The sequence below is a fragment of the Vibrio sp. V43_P6S15P86 genome, from assembly GCF_009904725.1.
Taxonomy (GTDB): domain Bacteria; phylum Pseudomonadota; class Gammaproteobacteria; order Enterobacterales; family Vibrionaceae; genus Vibrio; species Vibrio diabolicus.
The window spans coordinates 1-20,999 of sequence record NZ_WXWT01000209.1 but is presented as its reverse complement, the minus strand read 5'-3'; the positions used below and the strand labels follow the sequence as shown (position 1 = coordinate 20,999).

General features: G+C 46.1%; 16 protein-coding genes. 6 read left to right on the top strand and 10 right to left on the bottom strand.

The window, feature by feature from the left end:
- The coding region (locus CAG69_RS09230; protein WP_161443870.1) for a PTS fructose transporter subunit IIABC at positions 1 to 1,634 on the top strand (1,634 nt) is incomplete at its 5' end.
- A 77-nt stretch (positions 1,635 to 1,711) separates the two neighbouring features.
- Positions 1,712 to 2,944 (top strand): mannose-6-phosphate isomerase, class I, encoded by a 1,233-nt coding sequence (gene manA, locus CAG69_RS09225; RefSeq protein WP_161443868.1) that lies wholly within the window; start codon positions 1,712 to 1,714, stop codon positions 2,942 to 2,944.
- Between the two features lie 129 nt (positions 2,945 to 3,073).
- On the opposite strand, the gene CAG69_RS09220 is transcribed toward manA, so the two are convergent.
- From CAG69_RS09220 to norV, 3 genes are read right to left on the bottom strand one after another with little or no spacing between them, the layout of a single operon-like run.
- Positions 3,074 to 3,412, bottom strand: a complete 339-nt coding sequence (locus tag CAG69_RS09220; RefSeq protein WP_006742231.1) for a DUF1971 domain-containing protein — start codon at positions 3,410 to 3,412, stop codon at positions 3,074 to 3,076.
- A 44-nt stretch (positions 3,413 to 3,456) separates the two neighbouring features.
- Positions 3,457 to 4,605, bottom strand: coding sequence for an NADH:flavorubredoxin reductase NorW (gene norW / locus CAG69_RS09215; RefSeq protein WP_161443866.1), 1,149 nt, complete (start codon positions 4,603 to 4,605; stop codon positions 3,457 to 3,459).
- A 9-nt stretch (positions 4,606 to 4,614) separates the two neighbouring features.
- Positions 4,615 to 6,117, bottom strand: coding sequence for an anaerobic nitric oxide reductase flavorubredoxin (gene norV / locus CAG69_RS09210; protein ID WP_161443864.1), 1,503 nt, complete (start codon positions 6,115 to 6,117; stop codon positions 4,615 to 4,617).
- A 190-nt stretch (positions 6,118 to 6,307) separates the two neighbouring features.
- Between norV and norR the strand changes: the two genes are divergently transcribed.
- From norR to azu, 3 genes are all read left to right on the top strand, one after another.
- Entirely contained in the window at positions 6,308 to 7,840 is a 1,533-nt protein-coding gene (gene norR, locus CAG69_RS09205; RefSeq protein ID WP_161443862.1) for a nitric oxide reductase transcriptional regulator NorR, read from the top strand.
- 88 nt (positions 7,841 to 7,928) lie between these two features.
- On the top strand, positions 7,929 to 8,579 hold the full coding sequence (locus tag CAG69_RS09200; RefSeq protein ID WP_005392456.1) for an HAD family hydrolase: 651 nt from the start codon (positions 7,929 to 7,931) through the stop codon (positions 8,577 to 8,579).
- 362 nt (positions 8,580 to 8,941) lie between these two features.
- Entirely contained in the window at positions 8,942 to 9,394 is a 453-nt protein-coding gene (azu, locus tag CAG69_RS09195) for an azurin (protein ID WP_005392455.1), read from the top strand.
- 67 nt (positions 9,395 to 9,461) lie between these two features.
- Here azu and CAG69_RS09190 read toward each other — a convergent pair whose 3' ends face one another.
- The 6 genes from CAG69_RS09190 to CAG69_RS09165 form a co-directional block, all read right to left on the bottom strand.
- Complete coding sequence (locus CAG69_RS09190; RefSeq protein ID WP_161443860.1) at positions 9,462 to 11,507, bottom strand: EAL domain-containing protein; 2,046 nt, start codon at positions 11,505 to 11,507, stop codon at positions 9,462 to 9,464.
- Between the two features lie 402 nt (positions 11,508 to 11,909).
- On the bottom strand, positions 11,910 to 12,260 hold the full coding sequence (locus CAG69_RS09185; protein WP_025768531.1) for an ethanolamine utilization protein EutQ: 351 nt from the start codon (positions 12,258 to 12,260) through the stop codon (positions 11,910 to 11,912).
- Positions 12,257 to 13,573 (bottom strand): NAD(P)/FAD-dependent oxidoreductase, encoded by a 1,317-nt coding sequence (locus CAG69_RS09180; protein ID WP_074189840.1) that lies wholly within the window; start codon positions 13,571 to 13,573, stop codon positions 12,257 to 12,259. Before CAG69_RS09180 ends, CAG69_RS09185 begins: the two co-directional genes overlap by 4 nt.
- Before the next feature lie 12 nt (positions 13,574 to 13,585).
- A complete protein-coding gene (locus tag CAG69_RS09175) occupies positions 13,586 to 15,019 on the bottom strand; it encodes an FAD-dependent oxidoreductase (RefSeq protein ID WP_161443858.1) in 1,434 nt (477 codons plus the stop codon).
- Positions 15,020 to 15,161: 142 nt separating this feature from the next.
- Complete coding sequence (locus CAG69_RS09170; RefSeq protein ID WP_161443856.1) at positions 15,162 to 16,598, bottom strand: aldehyde dehydrogenase family protein; 1,437 nt, start codon at positions 16,596 to 16,598, stop codon at positions 15,162 to 15,164.
- Position 16,599: 1 nt separating this feature from the next.
- Positions 16,600 to 17,787, bottom strand: a complete 1,188-nt coding sequence (locus tag CAG69_RS09165; protein WP_005392447.1) for an aromatic ring-hydroxylating oxygenase subunit alpha — start codon at positions 17,785 to 17,787, stop codon at positions 16,600 to 16,602.
- Between the two features lie 319 nt (positions 17,788 to 18,106).
- Between CAG69_RS09165 and CAG69_RS09160 the strand changes: the two genes are divergently transcribed.
- Positions 18,107 to 19,843, top strand: a complete 1,737-nt coding sequence (locus CAG69_RS09160) for a BCCT family transporter (RefSeq protein WP_161443854.1) — start codon at positions 18,107 to 18,109, stop codon at positions 19,841 to 19,843.
- A gap of 95 nt (positions 19,844 to 19,938) precedes the next feature.
- Here the strand turns inward: CAG69_RS09160 and CAG69_RS09155 are convergent, their stop codons facing one another.
- A complete protein-coding gene (locus tag CAG69_RS09155) occupies positions 19,939 to 20,865 on the bottom strand; it encodes a LysR substrate-binding domain-containing protein (protein WP_161443852.1) in 927 nt (308 codons plus the stop codon).
- Positions 20,866 to 20,999 lie beyond the last annotated feature (134 nt).

Below are 20,999 nucleotides of genomic sequence, written 5' to 3'. Positions count from 1 at the left end.
ACGGTTTACCTTCAAAGCTGTTCTTCATGATCGCTTCTCCAGACGGTGGCGATAACCACCACATCGAAGTACTTGCAGAACTGTCTTCAAAACTGATTGAAGATGGTTTCATCGATGCGTTTTTAGGTGCAACAAACAGCCAAGACGCACTGGCACTCCTTCTTGCTAAAGAAGAACCGCAACCAGTGACAGATGCTCCAGCAAACCAAGGTTTCGTCATTGGTGTTACCGGTTGTCCTGCGGGCGTTGCGCACACCTACTTAGCAGCAGAAGCACTGGAGAAAGGTGCTGCGGCGATGGGTTACGAAATCAAGGTTGAAACGAACGGTTCAATCGGTGTGAAAAACAGCCCAACCGCAGAAGAAATCGAGCGTGCAGATGCCATCATCGTCGCCTGTGACAAACAAGTCGACATGAACCGCTTCGCGGGCAAACGCGTGGTTAAAACCAACGTAAAAGCCCCAATCCGCGATGCTCAAGGACTGATTAGTGAAGCGTTAAACGCTCCAGAATACCAAGCAGAAGCAAGCAGCAATGCACAAGCATCTGTGGCAAACAAAGCCTCTCAGGCTCGCTCGGACCTCTACCGCTACTTGATGAACGGCGTATCACACATGATCCCATTCGTAGTAACGGGTGGTCTGTTGATTGCACTTGCTCTTGCCGTCGGTGGTCAGCCAAGTGAAGCGGGCATGGCTATTCCTGAAGGCAGCATGTGGAACCAAATCCTCAACGTAGGTGTGGTTGCCTTTACGCTGATGATCCCAATCCTAGCGGGTTACATCGCTTACGCGATCGCTGACCGTCCTGCCCTAGCTCCTGGCTTGATCGGTGGTTGGATTGCAAACAACGGTTCTTTCTACGGCGCAGAAGCAGGTACAGGCTTTATCGGTGCCATCATCGCCGGTCTACTTGTGGGTTACTTCGTGAAGTGGATTACGTCGATTAACTACCACAAATTCATCCAACCTTTGGTGCCAATCATGATCGCACCAATCACAGGCTCGTTGTTCATCGCAGGTCTTTTCATCTTCGTTATCGGCGCGCCAATCGCAAGCCTAATGGACGGTCTGACTGCGCTACTAACTAGCATGAGTACAGGTAACGTCGTTCTATTGGGTATCGTACTTGGTGGTATGGCTGGCTTCGATATGGGTGGTCCATTCAACAAGGTCGCGTTCCTATTCTCTGTGGGCATGATTGCGAGTGGTCAAACTCAATTTATGGGTGCGATGGCGTGTGCAATTCCTGTTGCACCTCTAGGCATGGCACTGGCAACGGCGCTTGGTCGTAAGTTCGACCTGTTCGAAGAATCAGAAACCGAAGCGGGTAAAGCAGCAGGTGCTATGGGTCTGGTTGGTATCTCTGAAGGTGCGATTCCGTTCGCAGCGCAAGATCCAATGTCAGTGATTCCAGCAAACGTACTTGGCTCAATGGTAGCGGCAGTAATGGCGTTCTCATTCGGCATTACCAACAGTGTTGCTCACGGCGGTCCAGTTGTCGCTCTACTTGGCGCGATGAACCACCCAGTACTTGCTCTGATTTGTATGGCAGCTGGCGCAGTGGTTACCGCAGTAACGTGTGTAACTCTGAAGAAAGTTCGTAAAGCAAAAATGATGCAAGCAGCCGCTTAATCACCCCTACCCCCAAATGGCTCCTATGGCTTGGGCAATGTCGCCCAAGCCATGATTTTCTCTCATGGTGACACTCTATGTCTGATTTAACGATGTCCGATACACAAACGATTCAAACTCAAGCTAAGCATCCGATGTTTTTCCTGATGAACAACGTGATTCAAAACTACGCTTGGGGCAGTACTACTTCTGTTAACCAACTGTTTGGCATTGAAAACCCAACGGGCGAACCACAAGCAGAAGTATGGATGGGTGCGCATCCAAACGGTTGCTCATTGGTGATGGTAAACGGTGAGGAGACCAAACTCTCTTCACTGATTGCTCAAGACATGAATGCCTTTCTGAGTGAAGAAGTCACAAACCGTTTTGGTGAACTTCCATACCTGTTTAAAGTGCTTGCTGCTGAGAAAGCACTGTCGATTCAGGTGCACCCAAACAAGCAACAAGCAGAACTGGGTTTTGCACTGGAAGAAAAACAAGACATTCCCCTAACCGCTGCAAACCGTAACTACAAAGATCCAAACCACAAACCAGAATTGGTTTACGCGCTAACCGAATACCAAGCGATGAATGGCTTCCGCCCAACAAGTGAAATCATCAGCTTCTTCTCTGAGCTGGCGATTCCTGAGCTGCAAGGCTTGGTGAATGACCTTATCGCAAACCAAACGCCAACGGGCTTAGCGACCTTCTTCTCCGGTCTATTGTCACTGGAAGGCGAACAGAAAGAGATGGCGTTGACGGTGCTATTGGCACAAGCTCGCATCACCGACTTACCTCTGTTCAACCTGGTCTTGGAGTTAGAAGCGCAATACCCGGGCGACATTGGTTTGTTTGCGCCCTTGCTACTCAACGTCATCACGCTGAAACCAGGCGAAGCGATGTTCTTGAATGCAGAAACGCCACACGCGTACTTGAAAGGTACGGGGCTTGAGATCATGGCGAACTCAGACAACGTGCTACGTGCCGGTTTAACGCCGAAGTATATGGATATAAAAGAACTCGTTGCATGCACACGCTTCGAAGAAAAGCCATTCGACACCCTACTGCTTGCGCCAATCGAAAACGACGACATGTTGGAATACCCAATTCCCGTCGACGATTTCAAATTCGCGATTGTAAAACAAGCCAACCAACGAACGCTTGATGTAAGAACCGCAGAAATCCTGTTGCCGCTAGATTCCCCGCTCGTGATTACACACGCAAATGGTGAAACGTGTGTAGTAGATAAAGGCCAATCTGTTTTCATCCCAGCTTACGCCAAACAATACAGTTTGAATTGCGAAGGTCGTGTGGCGCGGGCTTACAGTTAATATCGCTGATTAAGTTTGCATGTCGTTACTGCCAATAAGCAAAAAAGAGCAGAGAAACGTCTCTGCTCTTTTACTTAATATGCGCTTTTCCCGATAAATTCACGCAATAATCAAATTGTCTAGAAAGGTTTACTGCTTAGCATGGAACATCGCTTGTCCACTTTTATCTTTATTCGACCAAAAGTTAATATTGAACTGTGCATCATCGCTCATTTCAATACGATGCCAATACTGTGGCGGGCTTGTCGCGAACTGACCTGCGTTGATCACGACGACCATTTCAGGCTCTGTCGCGAATTCATCTGCAAAACCATAATAGGTGACTTGCCCCTCCATTACGCATAACTGCCCAAACACGCCTTCGGCTGTGTTGTGATGAGTTAGAAGAGCTGGAGGCACACTGCCTTTGGTAAAAAATGGCGTCGAACGTTGAACCGTCCAGTCTTTCGGTATACGAAGATGTGACATGGTTATACCCTCTTTGAATATAAAATTGTGCTGCTTGAAGCGAGTTACGATTGCGCGACTTGAGACAGTTCACGCAGTAACGGAAAAGCCTGAGCCACTTGCTCGCCCGTCACAACAAACCCTGTCAATATGCTTTGTTCATTTTCAGCTTTTGCCACGATGCCAGATTGAGAAATCTGCACATTCCAATTCGCTACAGCACTGAAGTCCCCGGCAAGCTGAATTGGGTAACTCGGCGTTTTGACTTTTACCATCATTGGCGGCAACTTCAATTGCGCTTCCTGCCCAAGCAACTGCTTACCTAAAACATTAGCGCTCAACACGATTGGCTGAAGGTATGGAAGCATACGCCCTTGTATCTCGGCGCAATCGCCCAGAGCGAATACATTGTTCGCAGAAGTCTGCAGCTTAGCGTCGACAGCAATGCCTTTCCCAACCTCTAATCCACAAGCATTCGCTAATTGAGTGTTTGAACGCAAGCCAGCGGCAGAAATCACTACATCAGTCTCGATAACTTCACCGCTGTTCAAAGTCGCTATCAACGAATCGGCGGTACGATTCACCTCAACAACCCCATTTCCCAACGCCAGTTGAATGCCTTGCTGCTTAAGTTGGCTTTCCAGAGGCAACGCCACAAACTCAGGAATAAGATTGGCAAGCAAGCGTTGGTTTGATTCAACCACCGTAACGGCTTTACCGCTGCTCGCAATATCCATTGCAATCTCAACGCCAATCAAACCACCACCGATAACCATTACGCGCTTTGCTTGACTGATTCTCTCTTCTGCGAGCTGATACTCTTGTAACGAATTGAGCGTTAGGATATCGCCAGAAGCATCACCTCGCATTGGAGGAACAAAAGCTTTCGCACCCGTTGCAAAAACCAGTTTGGAGTACGCATAAACTTGTCCATCTGCTACCACTTGTTGGGCTTGCGTATCCACACTATCAATTTTAGTGTGGGTTAATAACTCGATATGATGCTCTTGAGCAAACGCTTCTCCCGTTTTTACCACCAGATCCCTCGCGGTGTGTTTTCTACTGAACACATGGCTCAAATCGGGCTTGTTATACTCCGCACCGTCATCAGCGGTGAATACTTGAATTGACACCTGTGCATCCATTCGACGCACAGTTTTAACCAGTTGATAGGCAGCAAAGCCACTGCCTATGATTACAATTGGTGCTTGCATCACAGCTCCTTAACCCTTGAACTCAACAAATACATCTTTACCCAAGTGACACTCAGGGCAAAGGAAGTAATCCGGAACGTCTGACCACGTGGTACCCGCTTCAATTCCTTGATTAGGCTCACCCTGAGCAGGGTCATACACCCAGTTACAAACGGTGCAAATCATGCATTGGCAATCTGATGGATGAGCTTCTGAGCTTGGATTAATAAGCTCCCTTTCGACTACGGCTTGCGTTTCTACTTGTACAACGGGCTGTGATTGAACTTGCGGTGCAGACGCAGCCATCATCGGAGACGCAACAGGGCTTGTTAGTGAATGTTTCGCCCACAATTTCGCGATGCTCTTGCCATGTTCACGACACTCACGCATCGCTTTACCATCTGGTCGCCATTTAGTTTTCAGGCTGACTGCCGTTTCAAAACCCGCGTCGGTCAACCGTGCGTGGATACGGTCTACCGCACCACCATTCCAGCCATAACTACCAAAGGCAGCGGCTTTCTTGGCTTTAAAACGAAGACCTGTGATCTCCTCCAGCATGCCAGCAATCTTCGGCATCATGACGTTATTCATGGTAGACGAACCAACCAAGATGCCTTTTGAGCGGAATACATTGGCGAGAATTTCATTCTTATCGTGCTTAGAGACATTAAAGACTTTAACCGCGACACCCGGGTCGACATCGTGAATGCCCTGTGCAATCGCGTCCGCCATCATTCGGGTATTGTTCGACATAGAATCGTAGAAGATGGTAATACGATCTTCTTGGTAGTTATCCGCCCATTCCAAATATTGCTCGATGATTTGAACTGGGTTATCGCGCCACACAATACCGTGTGAAGTTGCAATCATGTCGACAGGCAAATTAAAGCTCAACACTTCTTTGATTTTAGCGGTTACCAAGCTGCTGAATGGCGTTAGGATGTTTGAGTAGTAACGCAGACACTGTTCCATCAACTCATTTTGGTCCACCTCATCATTGAACAAACGCTCATCGCAGTAGTGCTGACCAAATGCGTCATTACTAAACAGCACCGCATCGCCCGTTAGGTATGCCATCATACTGTCTGGCCAGTGCAACATCGGCGCTTCTACAAATACCAATTGTTTACCGTTACCAATATCGATGCTGTCACCCGTTTTTACCGTTTTAAAGTTCCATTCGGGATGATGGTGATGACCCACAATCGAATCAATCGCCGCTTCTGTACAGTAAATTGGCGTGTTCGGAATCTTCTCCATCAATGCAGACAATGCGCCTGAGTGATCTTCTTCTGCATGGTTCACGACGATAAAATCGATCGTCTTAAGATCGATTTCCATTTCTAGGTTCTGGATAAATTGCTGGCTGAATCGATGATCGACCGTATCGATCAGCACCGTTTTTTCTTCACGAATTAGATAACTGTTGTAGCTGGTACCTTTTGTCATTTTGTATTCTGTACCATGGAAATCTTGAATTTCCCAATCGCGTTGACCTACCCAGTGAATGTTGTTTTTTACGTGAATTGTCATGATTACTACCTTGAATGACGAAATAAACAAAAATAATTTCTTTCAGTAGTGCACTGGGCGTGCCAACTTTAACTTTCAATATAATTCAATAACTTAAAAACGAAACAACTCAATACAATGTCATTTTGACACAGTTGAAAAATGTCAATTAGACACTAAAATAGTCATATTGACACAATTGGTATTGGCTATGACTTCTTTAATCGCGCAATGGCTACACATCACGCAAGACCTAAATTCAGCACTCACTCGGCAAGCTCGATTTGATACCTTATTAACCACGATTCGCGAGGTATTAAAATGTGATGCTTCTGCTCTTCTTTTGTATGAAGATCAGCACTTTAAGCCGCTGGCTATCAATGGCTTAGCAAAGGAAGTATTGGGACGCCGTTTTTCTATAAACCAACACCCGAGATTGGAAGCCATTGCACGCGCTGGCGATATCGTACGGTTTCCATCGAATAGCGACTTACCCGATCCCTATGACGGGTTAATTCCGAACCACGACGACAAGCTGCACGTCCATTCATGTATTGGTCTCCCTTTGTTGATCGACGATCAATTGATTGGCGCGATCACTATTGATGCCTTCGACCCGAATCAGTTTGATGGTTTACTCAATCAAGAACTACGCTTTGTCAGTGCGTTAGCCGCGGGTGGCTTGCACACTGCTCTACTACTGGAGCAGTTAGAAACACAAGCCAGCTTGCCACGTGAGTCTTACACTGAGAAACGCACACTAAGCAACGAAATCATTGGCAAATCTGCTGGGATGAAAGCACTTCAAGAGCAAATCGATGCGGTGGCAGATACCGAACTATCTGTGTTGATAATGGGTGAAACAGGGGTTGGTAAAGAGCTCGTCGCAAACGCAATTCATCATCGCTCTCACCGAGCCAATAATACCTTGGTGTACTTAAACTGTGCCGCGTTACCTGAGTCTGTCGCAGAGAGTGAGCTTTTCGGCCATATCAAAGGCGCATTTACAGGTGCAATCAGCAATCGCAAGGGTAAGTTCGAGCAAGCCGACGGCGGCACACTATTCTTGGATGAAGTTGGCGAACTGTCGTTAGAACTGCAAGCTAAGTTACTTCGAGCTCTCCAATACGGCGACATCCAACGTGTGGGTGATGACCGCCATATTCGAGTCAATACACGCATTGTGGCGGCAACGAACCGTGTTCTGCATGAAGAAGTAAAAGCTGGCCGTTTCAGAGCAGATTTGTACCACCGTTTGAGTGTATTCCCTCTTCATGTTCCCCCACTTCGTGAACGTGAAGACGATGTCGTGCTACTGGCTGGTTTCTTTGCAGAGCAACTACGCAGCAAGTTGGAGCTGAACAGTGTTCGACTCTCTCCTACTCTAGTTCAAGCACTTAAAGATTACTCTTGGCCGGGCAACGTGCGTGAACTGGAACACGTCATCAAACGAGCGGGTGTGCTTGCCAAAGCTAGAACTCAATCGCTGGATATCGAATTGGTGGAACAAGATTTCGATATCAAAGCGTCGAACAATCAGCCCACCACTGAAGAGTCAGGTATACCTAGCTCTTCATTTGAACTGTCAGACGCTGGTTTAAAGCAAGCCACTGACACCTTCCAAAAAGCCATGATTGTAAAAGCACTAGAGCAGAATCAAGGAAACTGGGCTGCAACAGCACGTCAGTTAGAACTCGATAATGGTAATTTACATCGCTTAGCCAAACGGCTAGGTATAAAGTAAAAAAGGATACGGACGGTTTGAATTCCGCAAGAAAATCTATCTCGCTTATGTCAAAATGCACCATCACAATCGAAAAGTCTGTAATGTAATGAACTACCAAGCTGCTATTTTTGATATGGATGGTTTGCTCCTTGATACTGAGCGCGTCTGTATGCGTATTTTCCAAGAAGCATGTGAAGTCCAAAACCTTCCGTTTTATGAAGATGTTTACCTGTCGATCATTGGTCGTAATGCGGCAGGTATTGAAGCAATTTTCCGCAAAGCCTACGGTGAGAACCTAGACCGCCTGCATCATGAATGGCGTACTCGTTACAATGCTGTCGTCAAACACCAAGCCATCCCAGTGAAAAATGGTGTTGTTGAGCTGCTAGAATGGCTGAAAGCACAAGGCTTACCAATCGCAGTAGCGACTTCTACGGCAAAAGAGGTGGCGAAAATCAAACTGGAATTAGCGGGTTTGAGTAAGTACTTCGACAACCTCACCACAGGCTGCGAGGTAAACCACGGTAAACCCGATCCAGAAATCTATTTGTTGGCAGCGAATCGTCTGGATGTAGAACCAAGCCAATGTTTGGCCTTTGAAGATTCCAATAACGGTGTTCGCGCAGCGGTGGCAGCGAATATGGTTACTTATCAGATTCCGGATTTAGTTGAACCTTGCGAAGAGGTAAAACAATTTGGTCATTCCATCGTGCCGTCATTACATGAAGCGTTAGATGCGTTGAAGCAAAATCGCTAAACGTCAACTGCCGCTCTAACTGTTAAAGCTCAGCAATTTGGCTGAGCTTTTTTATGCTTGAGCCTCTCCTCTCACCTTCTCTAATCTACTTCTAATAAATGCCAAGATACTGCTCCAAAGGCTTAATAAGATAGACCTTATCTCTGTACGGGGCGTGTTCCTTTCTTTTTTGATTTACCTCACGCCATCGCATGAAATAGGGCCTATGAGTGATCAAATAGTGGAACTAACCAGTACAACTTTGCAACAAAACGTCAATATACCGCTTGAAGCACGTTTTTCGAGTGAAAATTGGCTGATAATGAGAACTATTGGATGAGATTAATCCAAGTCAGCCCAAAATATAAAATGGAGAGTGTTATATGTCTTTACGTTTATTAGCAGCAACCTTCGCATTAGTAGGAATGAGCTTTGGTGCCCAAGCCAGTGCCGAGTGTGAAGTGTCCCTAGATGCTAACGATATGATGCAGTTTTCTACTAAAACACTGAGCGTTCCAGCCACTTGTAAAGAAGTAAAACTGACGCTAAACCACACAGGTAAAATGCCTGCACAATCAATGGGTCACAACGTCGTTATCGCAGATACCGCTAATCTACAAGCAGTAGGTACGGACGGCATGGCAGCAGGTGCAGAAAACAATTACGTGAAGCCAAATGACGACCGTGTATACGCTCACACAAAAGTGATTGGCGGCGGTGAAAGCACCAGCATTACTTTCAGCACTGAAAAAATGAAAGCTGGCGGCGACTACTCATTCTTCTGCTCGTTCCCTGGTCACTGGGCGATCATGCAGGGTAAATTTGAGTTCAAATAAGAGCTAACTAAGTCAAAACAAGACTCACTATAGGGAAGCCATCGCTTCCCTTTTTATTGCACCTTAGTTAGGCACGTCGATGGATAATCTCATCCAAAGGTACAGGTCTTGCTAAGTAAAACCCTTGAACTTTATCAACCCCACTTGACCGCACAAAGTCATAGTCAGACTGCGTTTCCACCCCTTCCGCTACGACCTCGCAATTTGCAATATGTCCTAACTTAGCAACCAATCGATACAGTTGACGTCCACGATGATCGTTAGCGTCCAATAGCAGCGATCTGTCTAGCTTAATCTTGTTAAATGGATACTTGAACAAATGAGGAAACGATGCGTAGCCCGTACCAAAATCATCCATTGTGATACGAACTCCCATACTCTGTAGAGCTTTCATGGTGCTAGTTAAAGAAACTTCATTGTCTAATACGGCTTCTTCAGTAATTTCAATTTCAAGCCATTCAGCCGGGATTCCAAAATAGACCAACCTGCCCTGTAAATGCTGAACAAAATCCACTTGTTGAATGGTAGCAACAGAAACATTAATGGCCACTCTTCGCTGATCAGATAATCCCATTTCCTTCATATCCGACAACACCTTTTCGAGAACTAGTTTATCGAGCAGTGGCATAGCATCTAACCGGTGAAAATCTTCAATAAACGTTGGTGAAAGTAAGTTTCCATCTTCATCTTTATATCGAATAAGCGCTTCGTAAGAATACTGTTCCGCATCCTTTGTTGAATGCTGCTTTTGATAAAACATCACCAACTCGCCTTCACGAAGAATGGAAGTTAAACGCTTCTGCGCGGATGACTTGCTGATACTCGATGTGTTCGCATCTTTCACACTACTGAGTAGTGATTTAAATAGGGCTTGTTCTAAACCATTGTAAGTATTACTTACACCAAGCTGCCCCACATATTTGCCTGCATAGGCTAGATAAAAAGGTCGATAAATTAGTACACCAATCGCAATCACCACCAGTTGAAGTATCGCCCCCTGGACCTGATGCCCCATTGCAACATAACCACTCAACAGAGGCGGTGTCATCCAGTTCACAATATTTTCAACAGGCGCAATTAAGCCGGAAGCAATTGCGCAGTAGGTGATGATAAAACTTACCAGCGGCACTAATACAAATGGGACGACCAGAATAGGATTAAAGATGATAGGCAAGCCAAATAGCAGCACTTCATTGATGTTGAACATCACCAATGGTGCTGCCGCTAACGCCAGTAAAATATGATTGCGCTCTTTAGCGAACAATAACAGACACAGGAGTAAACTGATGCTATTCCCTGACCCGCCCATGGATAAAAATGCGTCGTAAAAACCTTGGCTAATAACTTTAAGCGACGCTTCGCCTGTTTGCCAAGCAGCCATGTTGGCTTCGGTCGCAGCGTATATTTGCTGCTTGATGGCAAACAACATGTTGTGACCATTAATGCCCGCTGCTCCTAATAAGCTCAAGATGGATTGATAAAATAATCCTCCTGTGAACGTCAGCGGATCAGAGTTAAGTCCAGCCACTGTTGTAGTAAAAGCATTCATCACCGCTGCGGTGACATGAGATAAGCAAACCGCAAATAAAACGAATACGAAAAAATGTAAGACATCTTTAAAAAGACGAGAAGAGAAGTCCATTGCTTGAGGATCAAGCAACTCAATTCGGAAACTTTTACAATAAACGTATGACACCGTTGCACTGAAGAGTGCTAATAACGGGTTATTCGGCAACATGTAATTACTAGAAAGGCTGTCATTCTCTATTGAAATTAAATAGAACATGACCAACGAATAAATGATGATAATCGCGCTCGACACGTTCACTTTATGCGATAAATAGTAACCAGCCACAATGCAAAACGCTGTGGGATATAAGTTGATTAAAATATCAGAAAGATGGAACAATAACTGAGAAACCTCTGACACCCCTAGGATTCTAGAAGCGTGACCAAGAAAGATGGCAAGTGCGTTAGATAGCGTCAGCGGTAACAGCAATAAGGCAATAGATGCGAGATCAGTAAGATAAGATTTAGATCCAAGTCGCCATTTATCTGTAAATACCGTTAGACGATGAAAGGGATCAAATACGCGTTCACGACGAGTGTGCATGGTGAGTTCTTATATTAAGTAATAATCATCGGCTGCGAAATAGGCAGCCGTAAATGCAACGGCCAGACTCAGTAACGTATTATTTGGTGGATAATTTTTAGTGTTTCTATTGGCTAAAACAATAGTTTGAATTGCCAGTCACAGCGCAAAGATGTCGCAAGTGCAATTTAACGATTATATACCCCTTGATCCAATGAGATTATTATCCTTAACGATAAAAGCCATACCAAGCATCTCGATATGGCTATCGTTAAAACTGATGTATATACCCTAATGACTTCAAGAAGTAGGCTTCGGTGACATGCCCTTGACGGGCGAGTTGATTTGGCTCACATACACTGTGAACGATTTTTGATTTAACACGAGTAGAACTTCAAGTCGTTGTCTCGTCTGTAAAACAAGTCATTCAATCCCGTGTAGCTCTTTCCAGTTTCCTGGATGAACCACGTAGCCGAATAGAGCATGCCCACCATAAACTAGCTCGGTTCCTTCCGGGATCCACAGCATTTGACCTGGGTGCACAAAATGTGTCTCACCATTTGCGGTCAGCTCGAAACAGCCTTCAATCACAAAAATAACCTCATCATAAAGCACCGTCCAAGCCACTTGAGCGCCTTCCCATTTAGCAAAGCCTACGCCAATGTTTGGTGAGATTTCTGGGCTTAACGCTCGGGCTACGTACGCCATTCCCGGCGTATCACCACGAACATTAAAATCTAGGTTTTTACTATCAACGAGTTTGACTTGCTTCATAACTCACTCCGGCTTTGCCATTTTGCTAATTGGATACGCGTTTTTACTCCCATGCCTAAAAAAGGCTCTGGCGGATTCAAACAAGGCATTCCTGTCACTTGCTGTATGTCATCCAATGATTTAGATGTCGCACCAACGACATAGTCAGCTAACAGCGTTCCAGAAATGGTTCCCCACGCAGCGCCAACACCATTGTCACAAGCGCTGGCATAAACACCTTCATCTAATTGACCAAAAAAGTTAGTAAAGTTACGAGAGATGGCATATACCCCACCCCATGTGTGAGTAAATGGTACGTCGGCCAGCTCGGGGTAACGCGCCAAAAAGACTTGACGATGATCGTCTCGGATTTGCTCTCTGACTTTATCGTTCATGCTTGAGCCATATTTCGGCACGTGTTTGTAAGTATTTCGGATCAAAATACGTCGATCGGCGGTCATACGTAACGTCGTTCCCGCATGATCTGCTGGAGTTAAACCCCAATTCAGCTCACCTCCGTATCGTTGCATTTCTGCGTCGGTCAATGGACGCGTCCAGCTTGCAAACGTCATCACTGGCAGTAATCTGTTTTTAAGGTAACCAAACTCACGAGTAAAAATGCTGGTGCCAAGTAACAGTTCAGTGGTTTCAACAGAACCACTATCTCCATGTAATACCCAGTAACCGTTTTCTTTACTGAGTTTGCGGATTGGCGAGTTTTCTAACACCTCGACATTCTCTGGAAGGCTTTCCCCTAGCCCACGCACCAGAGCAGCAGGTTGCATTAAATAACCACCTGGCGTGTAAATTGCGCGGCTGTAGTAATTTGTCCCTAAGACTTTCGCCAGCTCACTGCCATTAACATGGAAGTATGGTTCGCCAAGGTCTTTCATTAGGTGCTCAAAGTGATCGAGATACGCTTCACCGCGCGCCCCTACGGCTCCTTGATATTTGCCCTTTGCTGACCACTGACAAGAAATACTGTGCTTCGACACTAAAGTGTCTAGCTGAGCAATCGCAGAACGGTTGAGCGATAATAACTTTTGTTTGTGCTCAGGATCGGGATGCTCAAGTGAAAACTTATGAGGCAAATCGATCACAAAGCCCGAATTTCTCCCTGACGCCCCTTGGCCGATACGTTGCGCATCAATCAGTATAATTCGTGCGTTAGGCTGAAGCTCAGCTAAACGTCTTGCCATAGCTAGTCCAGCGAAACCGGCACCTAGCACGGCATAGTCAGCAGTTTGTTTACCTTTTAACGCTGGTTTTTCTGCAATACTTGGCAACGCATGGTACCAACCACATGTTGCATCATCATTGGGTAAATGAATCATCTTCTTTCTCCGTTACGCTGCTGACAGTTTCAATGACAATTGATCTAGCCAAGGACCTCGTAATGACTGTACTTTTCTTCCTAGCAACGCAAAGCCAAGCATCGTTCCCTCAGGAGAATAAAACGCAGCGGTCAATTCATCTGCCTGACTCTCGATGTACCATTGTCCCAGTTCGTTCGGGGCAACCGGGAAAATAGTGAGTGGAAGAATCGGCGTTTTTACAATCACAGGGGTTGGCGTTAACGAGATTGACGCGACATCGCCTAGCAAGCTTTTCGCTACGGAAGGAATCATTTGATTAATCGGCGCAATATACGGCTGCCAACCTTGCTCGGTTTCAACACAGTCGCCTAGCGAGTAAATACTCTCATCACTCGTCTGGCCGAATTGATTCACTTTAATGCCGCGGCCCACTTCGAGCCCTGCTTGCTCAGCCAGCGATACATTTGGCTTGAGCCCAACCGCGCTTAGCACTAGGTCTGCTTCAATCTGCTTGCCACTGTTTAGATGCAAAACCGCGCTTGATTCGGACCTTGGCTCGATTCTGGCGATACTGTCTTGTAGAGCCCATTGCACGCCTCGATCTGCAAGTGCGCTTTGTAATGATTCACCCAACTGTTGCGGGATCAAACGCTCCATTGGCCATTGACCTAACCCGATAACTGTCACTTCATAGCCGCCTTCGATCAGGTCATTCGCGAACTCACAGCCAATTAAGCCATCGCCGAGGATTGCGATGCGCTTTTTGTCTTGCAGCTCCGCTCTGAAACGGCGGTAATCAACTAAGTCGTTCACACTCATAACACAAGAGCGATCGCCCTCAATTGGGATTTCAATCGGTGATGCACCTGTTGCCAGTACCAAACGGCTGTAGGCGTATTTACCGATAGAGGTGTGTAGCGTTGAATTGGCACGCTCGATCTTTTCAACGCGGGTATGCGGGTAAACGCGGACATTGAGACGGCTTTCCCACTCCAACGCGCTCTCACTTTGTAGCGCGTCGCCATCTTTCTTCATGGCCAGTGCATTAGACAAGGCAGGCTTGCTGTACAGTGCGCCATCATCAGCGGTAAAGACAGTGATCGGAACCGTTTCAGATTGCGCTCTAAGTGCCGCTGCCAACTGGTAACCACTGTGGCCACTACCGATGATAACGATAGGGTCAGCTGAAAATATAGGTTGAGTGACTTCAGATGGAAGTGGCTGAGCCGAATTTGGCTGAACAGACGATCCTACCGATACCGAAGACACTGCCGCGACCTCTTCTACTGGCTCATCGTAGGTGATTTCGATCATTTCAAAATCGGCCTTACCCACTAAACAGTCGGGGCATAACCAATCATCCGGCACATCTTCCCATGCTGTTCCTGGTGCAATGCCATCGGATGGCCAACCTTGTGCTTCATCATAGATTAAGCCGCAAATAATACAGAGCCACTTTCTCATCACTTTTACTCCAACTACCTTGTTCAGAATTTCCGTGTTTACAAACCACTGTCAGATTTGTAGCGATTCCATCAACCTCGCCCTAGCTTGTGGTCTGAAATCCAAGCCGGTGCGAGGTGATGAAAATCAAGTTACACGGTAGCTATACGTTGCTGTCTTGCTGCAAACGAATGGCAATATTGCGTGTCTGGACATAGCTATAAATCGCTTCTTGTCCTTTTTCTCGCCCAAAACCGGACAAGCCCACGCCACCGAATGGTGTTTCGATACCACCAGCAAACCATTCATTGATGAACACTTGTCCACCACGCAGTTGCTGTGCCACACGCAATGTTTGGTTTAGGCTTTCACCAAAGACACCAGCAACCAGGCCAAAATCAGTGCCATTCGCGATATCGATCGCTTCGTGTTCAGTTTCAAACGGTGTAATCACCAGTACAGGGCCAAACACTTCTTCTTGAGCAATACGCATATCTGGTGAGGCTTCAATCACCGTTGGTGCCACAAAGTAACCCGATAAATCAGGTGCGTAGCCACCCGTTAGGATATTCGCGCCGTCGGCTTTTGCTTGTTCTATCATTTCAAGCACGCGTGCTTGTTGATCAGCAGATACCAACGGTGTGATGTCCGGCTGGCTTTCGCCTTGACCAATAGTTAGGCTTTTTGCCATTTCCACTACCGCCGCTTTTACTTCTTCATAACGCTCTTTTTGAATCAGCAAACGAGACATTGCCGAGCACACTTGACCAGCGTTAAAGAAAATACCGACCTGAACGCTTTTCAAAAGTGTTTCAAGGTTCGCATCTTTCAGTGCGATAGCAGCCGATTTACCACCCAGCTCCATCACCGATGGAGTAGCGCGTTGCGCTGAATCTTGCAGAATGCGTTGGCCGGTCGGTACAGAACCCGTAAAGACAATTTGATCGACCTCTTGATGCTGCACCAAATGACTGCCAACGACGGAGCCTTTGCCACATAGCAAGTTAATCGTGCCTTTTGGGAAGCCCGCTTTTTCAATCGCTTTAATCAACAACGTCATGGCAAGTGGAGAAATCTCTGGCGATTTGATCACCACTGCGTTACCGGCGGCTAATGCAGGTGCCAATGAGCGTGCACAAATAGAGACAGGGAAGTTCCACGGCACAATCTGCACTGACACGCCAAACGGCACATATTGAGTGAAGTCGACATAGTCTTTACCCAACGGAATTGACGTGCCTTCCAGCTTGTCGGCCATGCCAGCGTAGTATTCGAAGTAACGTGCCGACTCTAAAAACTCATCTTTGGCATCTTGCAAAGATTTCCCATTTTCACGACAGGCAACTAACCCACCTTCATCAACCATTTCACGAATAGCTGCGGCGGCTTTTAACATCCACTCGGTTCTGACGGCGGGACGAACGTCCGAAAGAAGGCCTTGATTGACCACTCGGCGTGCCGCTGCCATTGCGCGATCGGCATCGGTGATAGTGGCTTCTGCAATCGTCGCATACGCTTCGGCTGTGCCAGGATTCATGACGGTCAGCGCTTGCTCTGAATCGCACCACTCACCATCAATATAATTAAGGTAATGCATCATCTTACTGCTCCAGTGCCGCTTTCACTTGCTTTGCCAACCAGGTTTGGAAGAAATGCGTCGGAACATCCATTTCTGGTGAGAACACGCCACCACTAAAGCCAGGTGAGTAACGACCTTCCTGCATACCTTCGACCGCTCCAATATCTTCGCCGAACACGACTCGCCACGACTCAACGGTAGCGGTACGACACGCAGCAAACTCATCTTTCGTTGCTTCATCACCCACATAGAAAACACGTAGGTGCTCAACACTCTTATTCGCAGTGATTGGTTCAATCATCATTGCAAAGGCATGATCGGCTTGAATACCAAGCAACACGTTTGGAAAGAGTGCAACGTATTCTGCATGACGCAGTTTATCTTCTGGCCAGCTTGGAAATTTAGGTAAGTGTGTTCCTGCTGTATCAGAAAGGTTGTACGCGAGACTACCTTGACCAGCAAAGCGCTCTGCAAACATGATGTTGTAGTGATCCTCTAGGCGAGAATAACTGTTCAAACTCGGATGCACCCAAGGTAAGTGGTAAGCCTCGCAGTAGTTTTCTACGGCAAGCTTCCAGTTACTTTTCACTTCGATCTCTAAGTTGCCACCCATGTTCACGCGGCGAAGAAGCCCTAACCCATCTTCACCTAAGAATTGCTGCCAACGTTGCTCTAGCGGCGCGATATGATCTTCAAAGCTTTCAGCATTGCCCGATAAGTTGACAAATACCATGTCCATCCAAACGGCTGAACGGAGTGGCTTAAGGCCGTGTTTTTCACACTTAAATCGATCATCTTTGTGTTTTGCGATACCACCGATGTGTGGTGTGCCTTTTAGATTACCGTCAAGATCGTACGTCCATGAATGGTAAGGACAGCGAATCATGCCTTGAACTTCGCCTGCCTCATGCACCAGCTTCATACCTCGGTGGCTACACACGTTGTGGAAGACTTGGACTTCACCTTGACGATTTCTCATCATGAGTAGTGGAAGATTCATGAAATCAAGTGGCATCACATAACCATTTTTAAGCAGGTCTGATGCAAAACCAATGCATACCCAAGTGTTACCAAACACCTGATCACGCTCAAAGGTAAAATACTCTTCGCTGGTGTAGGCCTGATTCGGCATCCCTGTTGCTTCACTGATTGGGTTCAGTACATTATCAACAAGTTCAACAGGAATAATGGTTTGGTTGACATTGCTCATATTCTTATCTCCGAGAGTCGAGTTGCATCCAGTGCGTACAACATCGTGTTGTGTTAGTGGAGATGATTTTGATTAACAACCCAGCAACAAACAAACGACTTTTTCGCCGGGTTTGGATGAGTTTTTGTCATTCGTGCATTGATCTCAAACAACAAAATAACCTTTTAATTAACAAGCTTCTTCTTGTCATGATTAATACTCATTAACCGATGAGTATTAATCAGTTGAAACACAAAAGCCCTCTCTCTACTCTCTTTCAAAAATTAACAATAACGCAACAAACAATAACGCTAAAACAAAAGCACTGTGAGGGATGCCTATGAGAGCAACATCTGGGATATTGAAAGGGCTCAATCCGACTGTGACTATCGCATCAAAGATCGTCGTTATCGGTTTTGTACTTTTCTGCGCCATTCTCGCCAACCAAGCGGGCCAATACTTCGAAACGATTTCCGGCATTTTGCTGCAGAATATGAAGTGGTTTTACATCGGACTTGTTTCACTCGTTGTCGGTTTTCTTCTTTATCTTATGGTTAGTCGATATGGACATATTCGTTTGAGTAAAGATGATGAAAAACCAGAGTTTAGTTATTTGTCTTGGGTATCCATGCTTTTTTCCGGAGGCATGGGGATAGGCTTAATTTTCTGGTCGGTCGCCGAACCGATGTGGCATTACGCTGACAACCCATTTACTCAAGGCCTGACCAATGAAGCCGCAACAACATCAATGAAACTGACATTCTTTCACTGGGGTCTACATCCTTGGTCTGTCTTTATTATTGTTGCACTCGCATTAGCCTACTTTTCCTACCGTAAAGATCTACCTTTTACCCTACGCTCTATCTTGTACCCTTTGATTGGCGATCGTATTTATGGGCCTATCGGGCACACGGTTGATATCCTAACAGTCGCGGTGACTGCTTTCGGTATCTCTCAAACCTTGGGGATGGGAGTTATCCAAATAAACTCTGGTTTGAATCAAGCCTTTGGTCTAGACATTAGTTTGGGGATTCAACTCTTTATTATCGTTTCCCTTTGTACTTGTGCGGTTGCATCGGTGCTATCTGGTGTAGGGAAAGGTATTCGCCGTTTATCAGAATGGAACATGCTGCTTTCACTCGCACTCGTGCTGGTCGTACTTTACATTGGCCCAACTCGCTATATCTTAAATACGCTACTTGAAAGCACGGGGCTTTATGCGCAAAACATTGTCGGTATGAGCTTATGGAGTGATGCACAGAATGACTCTGGCTGGCAAAACTGGTGGACGGCTTATTACTGGCCTTGGTGGATGACTTGGGCACCTTTCGTTGGCATGTTTGTAGCTCGTATCTCTAAAGGACGCACAATACGTGAACTTATCGGTGGTGCATTAATTGTACCTACGCTAATCACTTTTTTATGGATTTCAGTATTTGGTGGTGCAGCGTTGAAGGTAGAGCAAGACGCTCGTGTTGCTCATCAAGAGCAAGTCACTGCGGCACAAGAAGCAAAACAAACACCACCTGCAGATTTTTCTGGCGGCCCGATTCTTGAAGCGACTAAAGCCGATACGACACGCGCTTTGTTTACGCTATTCGACAATCTAGATACAGGTATGTTTGGTAAACTACTTAGCGTGCTTGCGTGTCTATTACTCGGTACTTATTTCATTACCTCCGCTGACTCGGGTACCTTGGTTCTATGTACCCTCGATGCCGCTGGACACAGTGAGCCTCCTACGTCTATACGCGTATTGTGGGGAATCATGATCGCTGCCATTGCGGGAGTGCTTCTATACGCAGGAGGTTTAAAAGCAATGCAAACGGCCTCCATTATTGCCGGTTTCCCTATCGCCATTTTTATCGCGGTGATGAGCTTAACGCTGTTCCATAGTATTCGACGCGAACCTAAGCCATGGGCAATGCTTCCAGAGCACGTTCACCCAGAGCAAGAGAAACTTGATGGTCCTGTTGAACCGCTTGTTGAAAGCAAAACTGTGGCTTCCCAGCCTATTACTTCAACATCCTCGCTGAAAGATGATTCGACACTCAATCAAGGACCAGCACTCACTTAGTGCGTCATTTCATCCAATCAATTCAAACAAAGCGGGAACTGATATTCCCGCTTTTTTAACATGACCAAACTCTGTTCTTTTCTCTGCTTATTGATTTAGGCTAGGCCTCGGTCACCCACTTCATCTGGCAACCGATGCAAAAGCCATTCTCTAAAACGTTTGACGCTTGCTGGGATTAAACCTCTATTTTTAGGTTCAAGCATAGAAAAATTAGAGGGAGTTGAAAGAACGTGTTCGACTGGCCTAACCAAAGCGCCGCTTTGTAAATAGTCGTCCACTAATGAGCCCCAGGCTAACGCGATGCCCTGACCATTAATTGCCGCTTGTAACAGCATTGGATAGTTATTGATGTTCATGCGATTACGAGGCGAAATATTTGGCAACCCCACACTCGCAAACCACTGCTCCCAATTCACCCAATCTCTTTGAGACTCTTCCAGATAGAGTAACGTTTTATTGAAGATTTCTTCTGGCTCACTAGGCTGGCCTATTTTCTCTAAATAAAGCGGGCTACACACAGGGAATACTTCTTCTGAAAATAGCGTTGTCACATCCATTTCCGCAGGTGGAGTGCGACAATAAAACAAGGCGATATCGCAATCTAATCGGCGTAAGTCCAACACATTATCTGAGGCCAAAATCCTTATATCGATGTCATCATGTTCATTTTGAAATTGAGCGACCTTAGGCAACAACCACAAAGCGGCCATTGCGTTTGTCGTCGCAACCGTGATCTTTTGTTCGCCCTGCCACTTCTTCACTTCACCCGTGATTTGAGCAATATCGAGCAAAGATTGGCTGACGGCTTGATAATATTGAAGACCTGTAGGCGTTAAGTTAATGCTTCGATTGGCTCTCGTGAACATAGCCTTGCCTAAGTATTCTTCTAATTGTCTAATTTGGCGACTGATAGCACCTTGGGTCACGTTTAGCTCGTCAGCGGCTAACGTAAAACTCAAGTGCCGCGCCGACGCTTCAAACGCAACGAGGCTATTTAAAGGTGGGAGGGGTTTGATTTTCATGTATCTTCCAGTAAGGCAGTATTGTAATTATTTTTATTCCCGGCAATCTTATGTTGCACGTGGATAATGCCATTCTGGACAACACCTCAAAAACGACAATTTATAAATGATAAAAAATAGAGATGAATCATAAA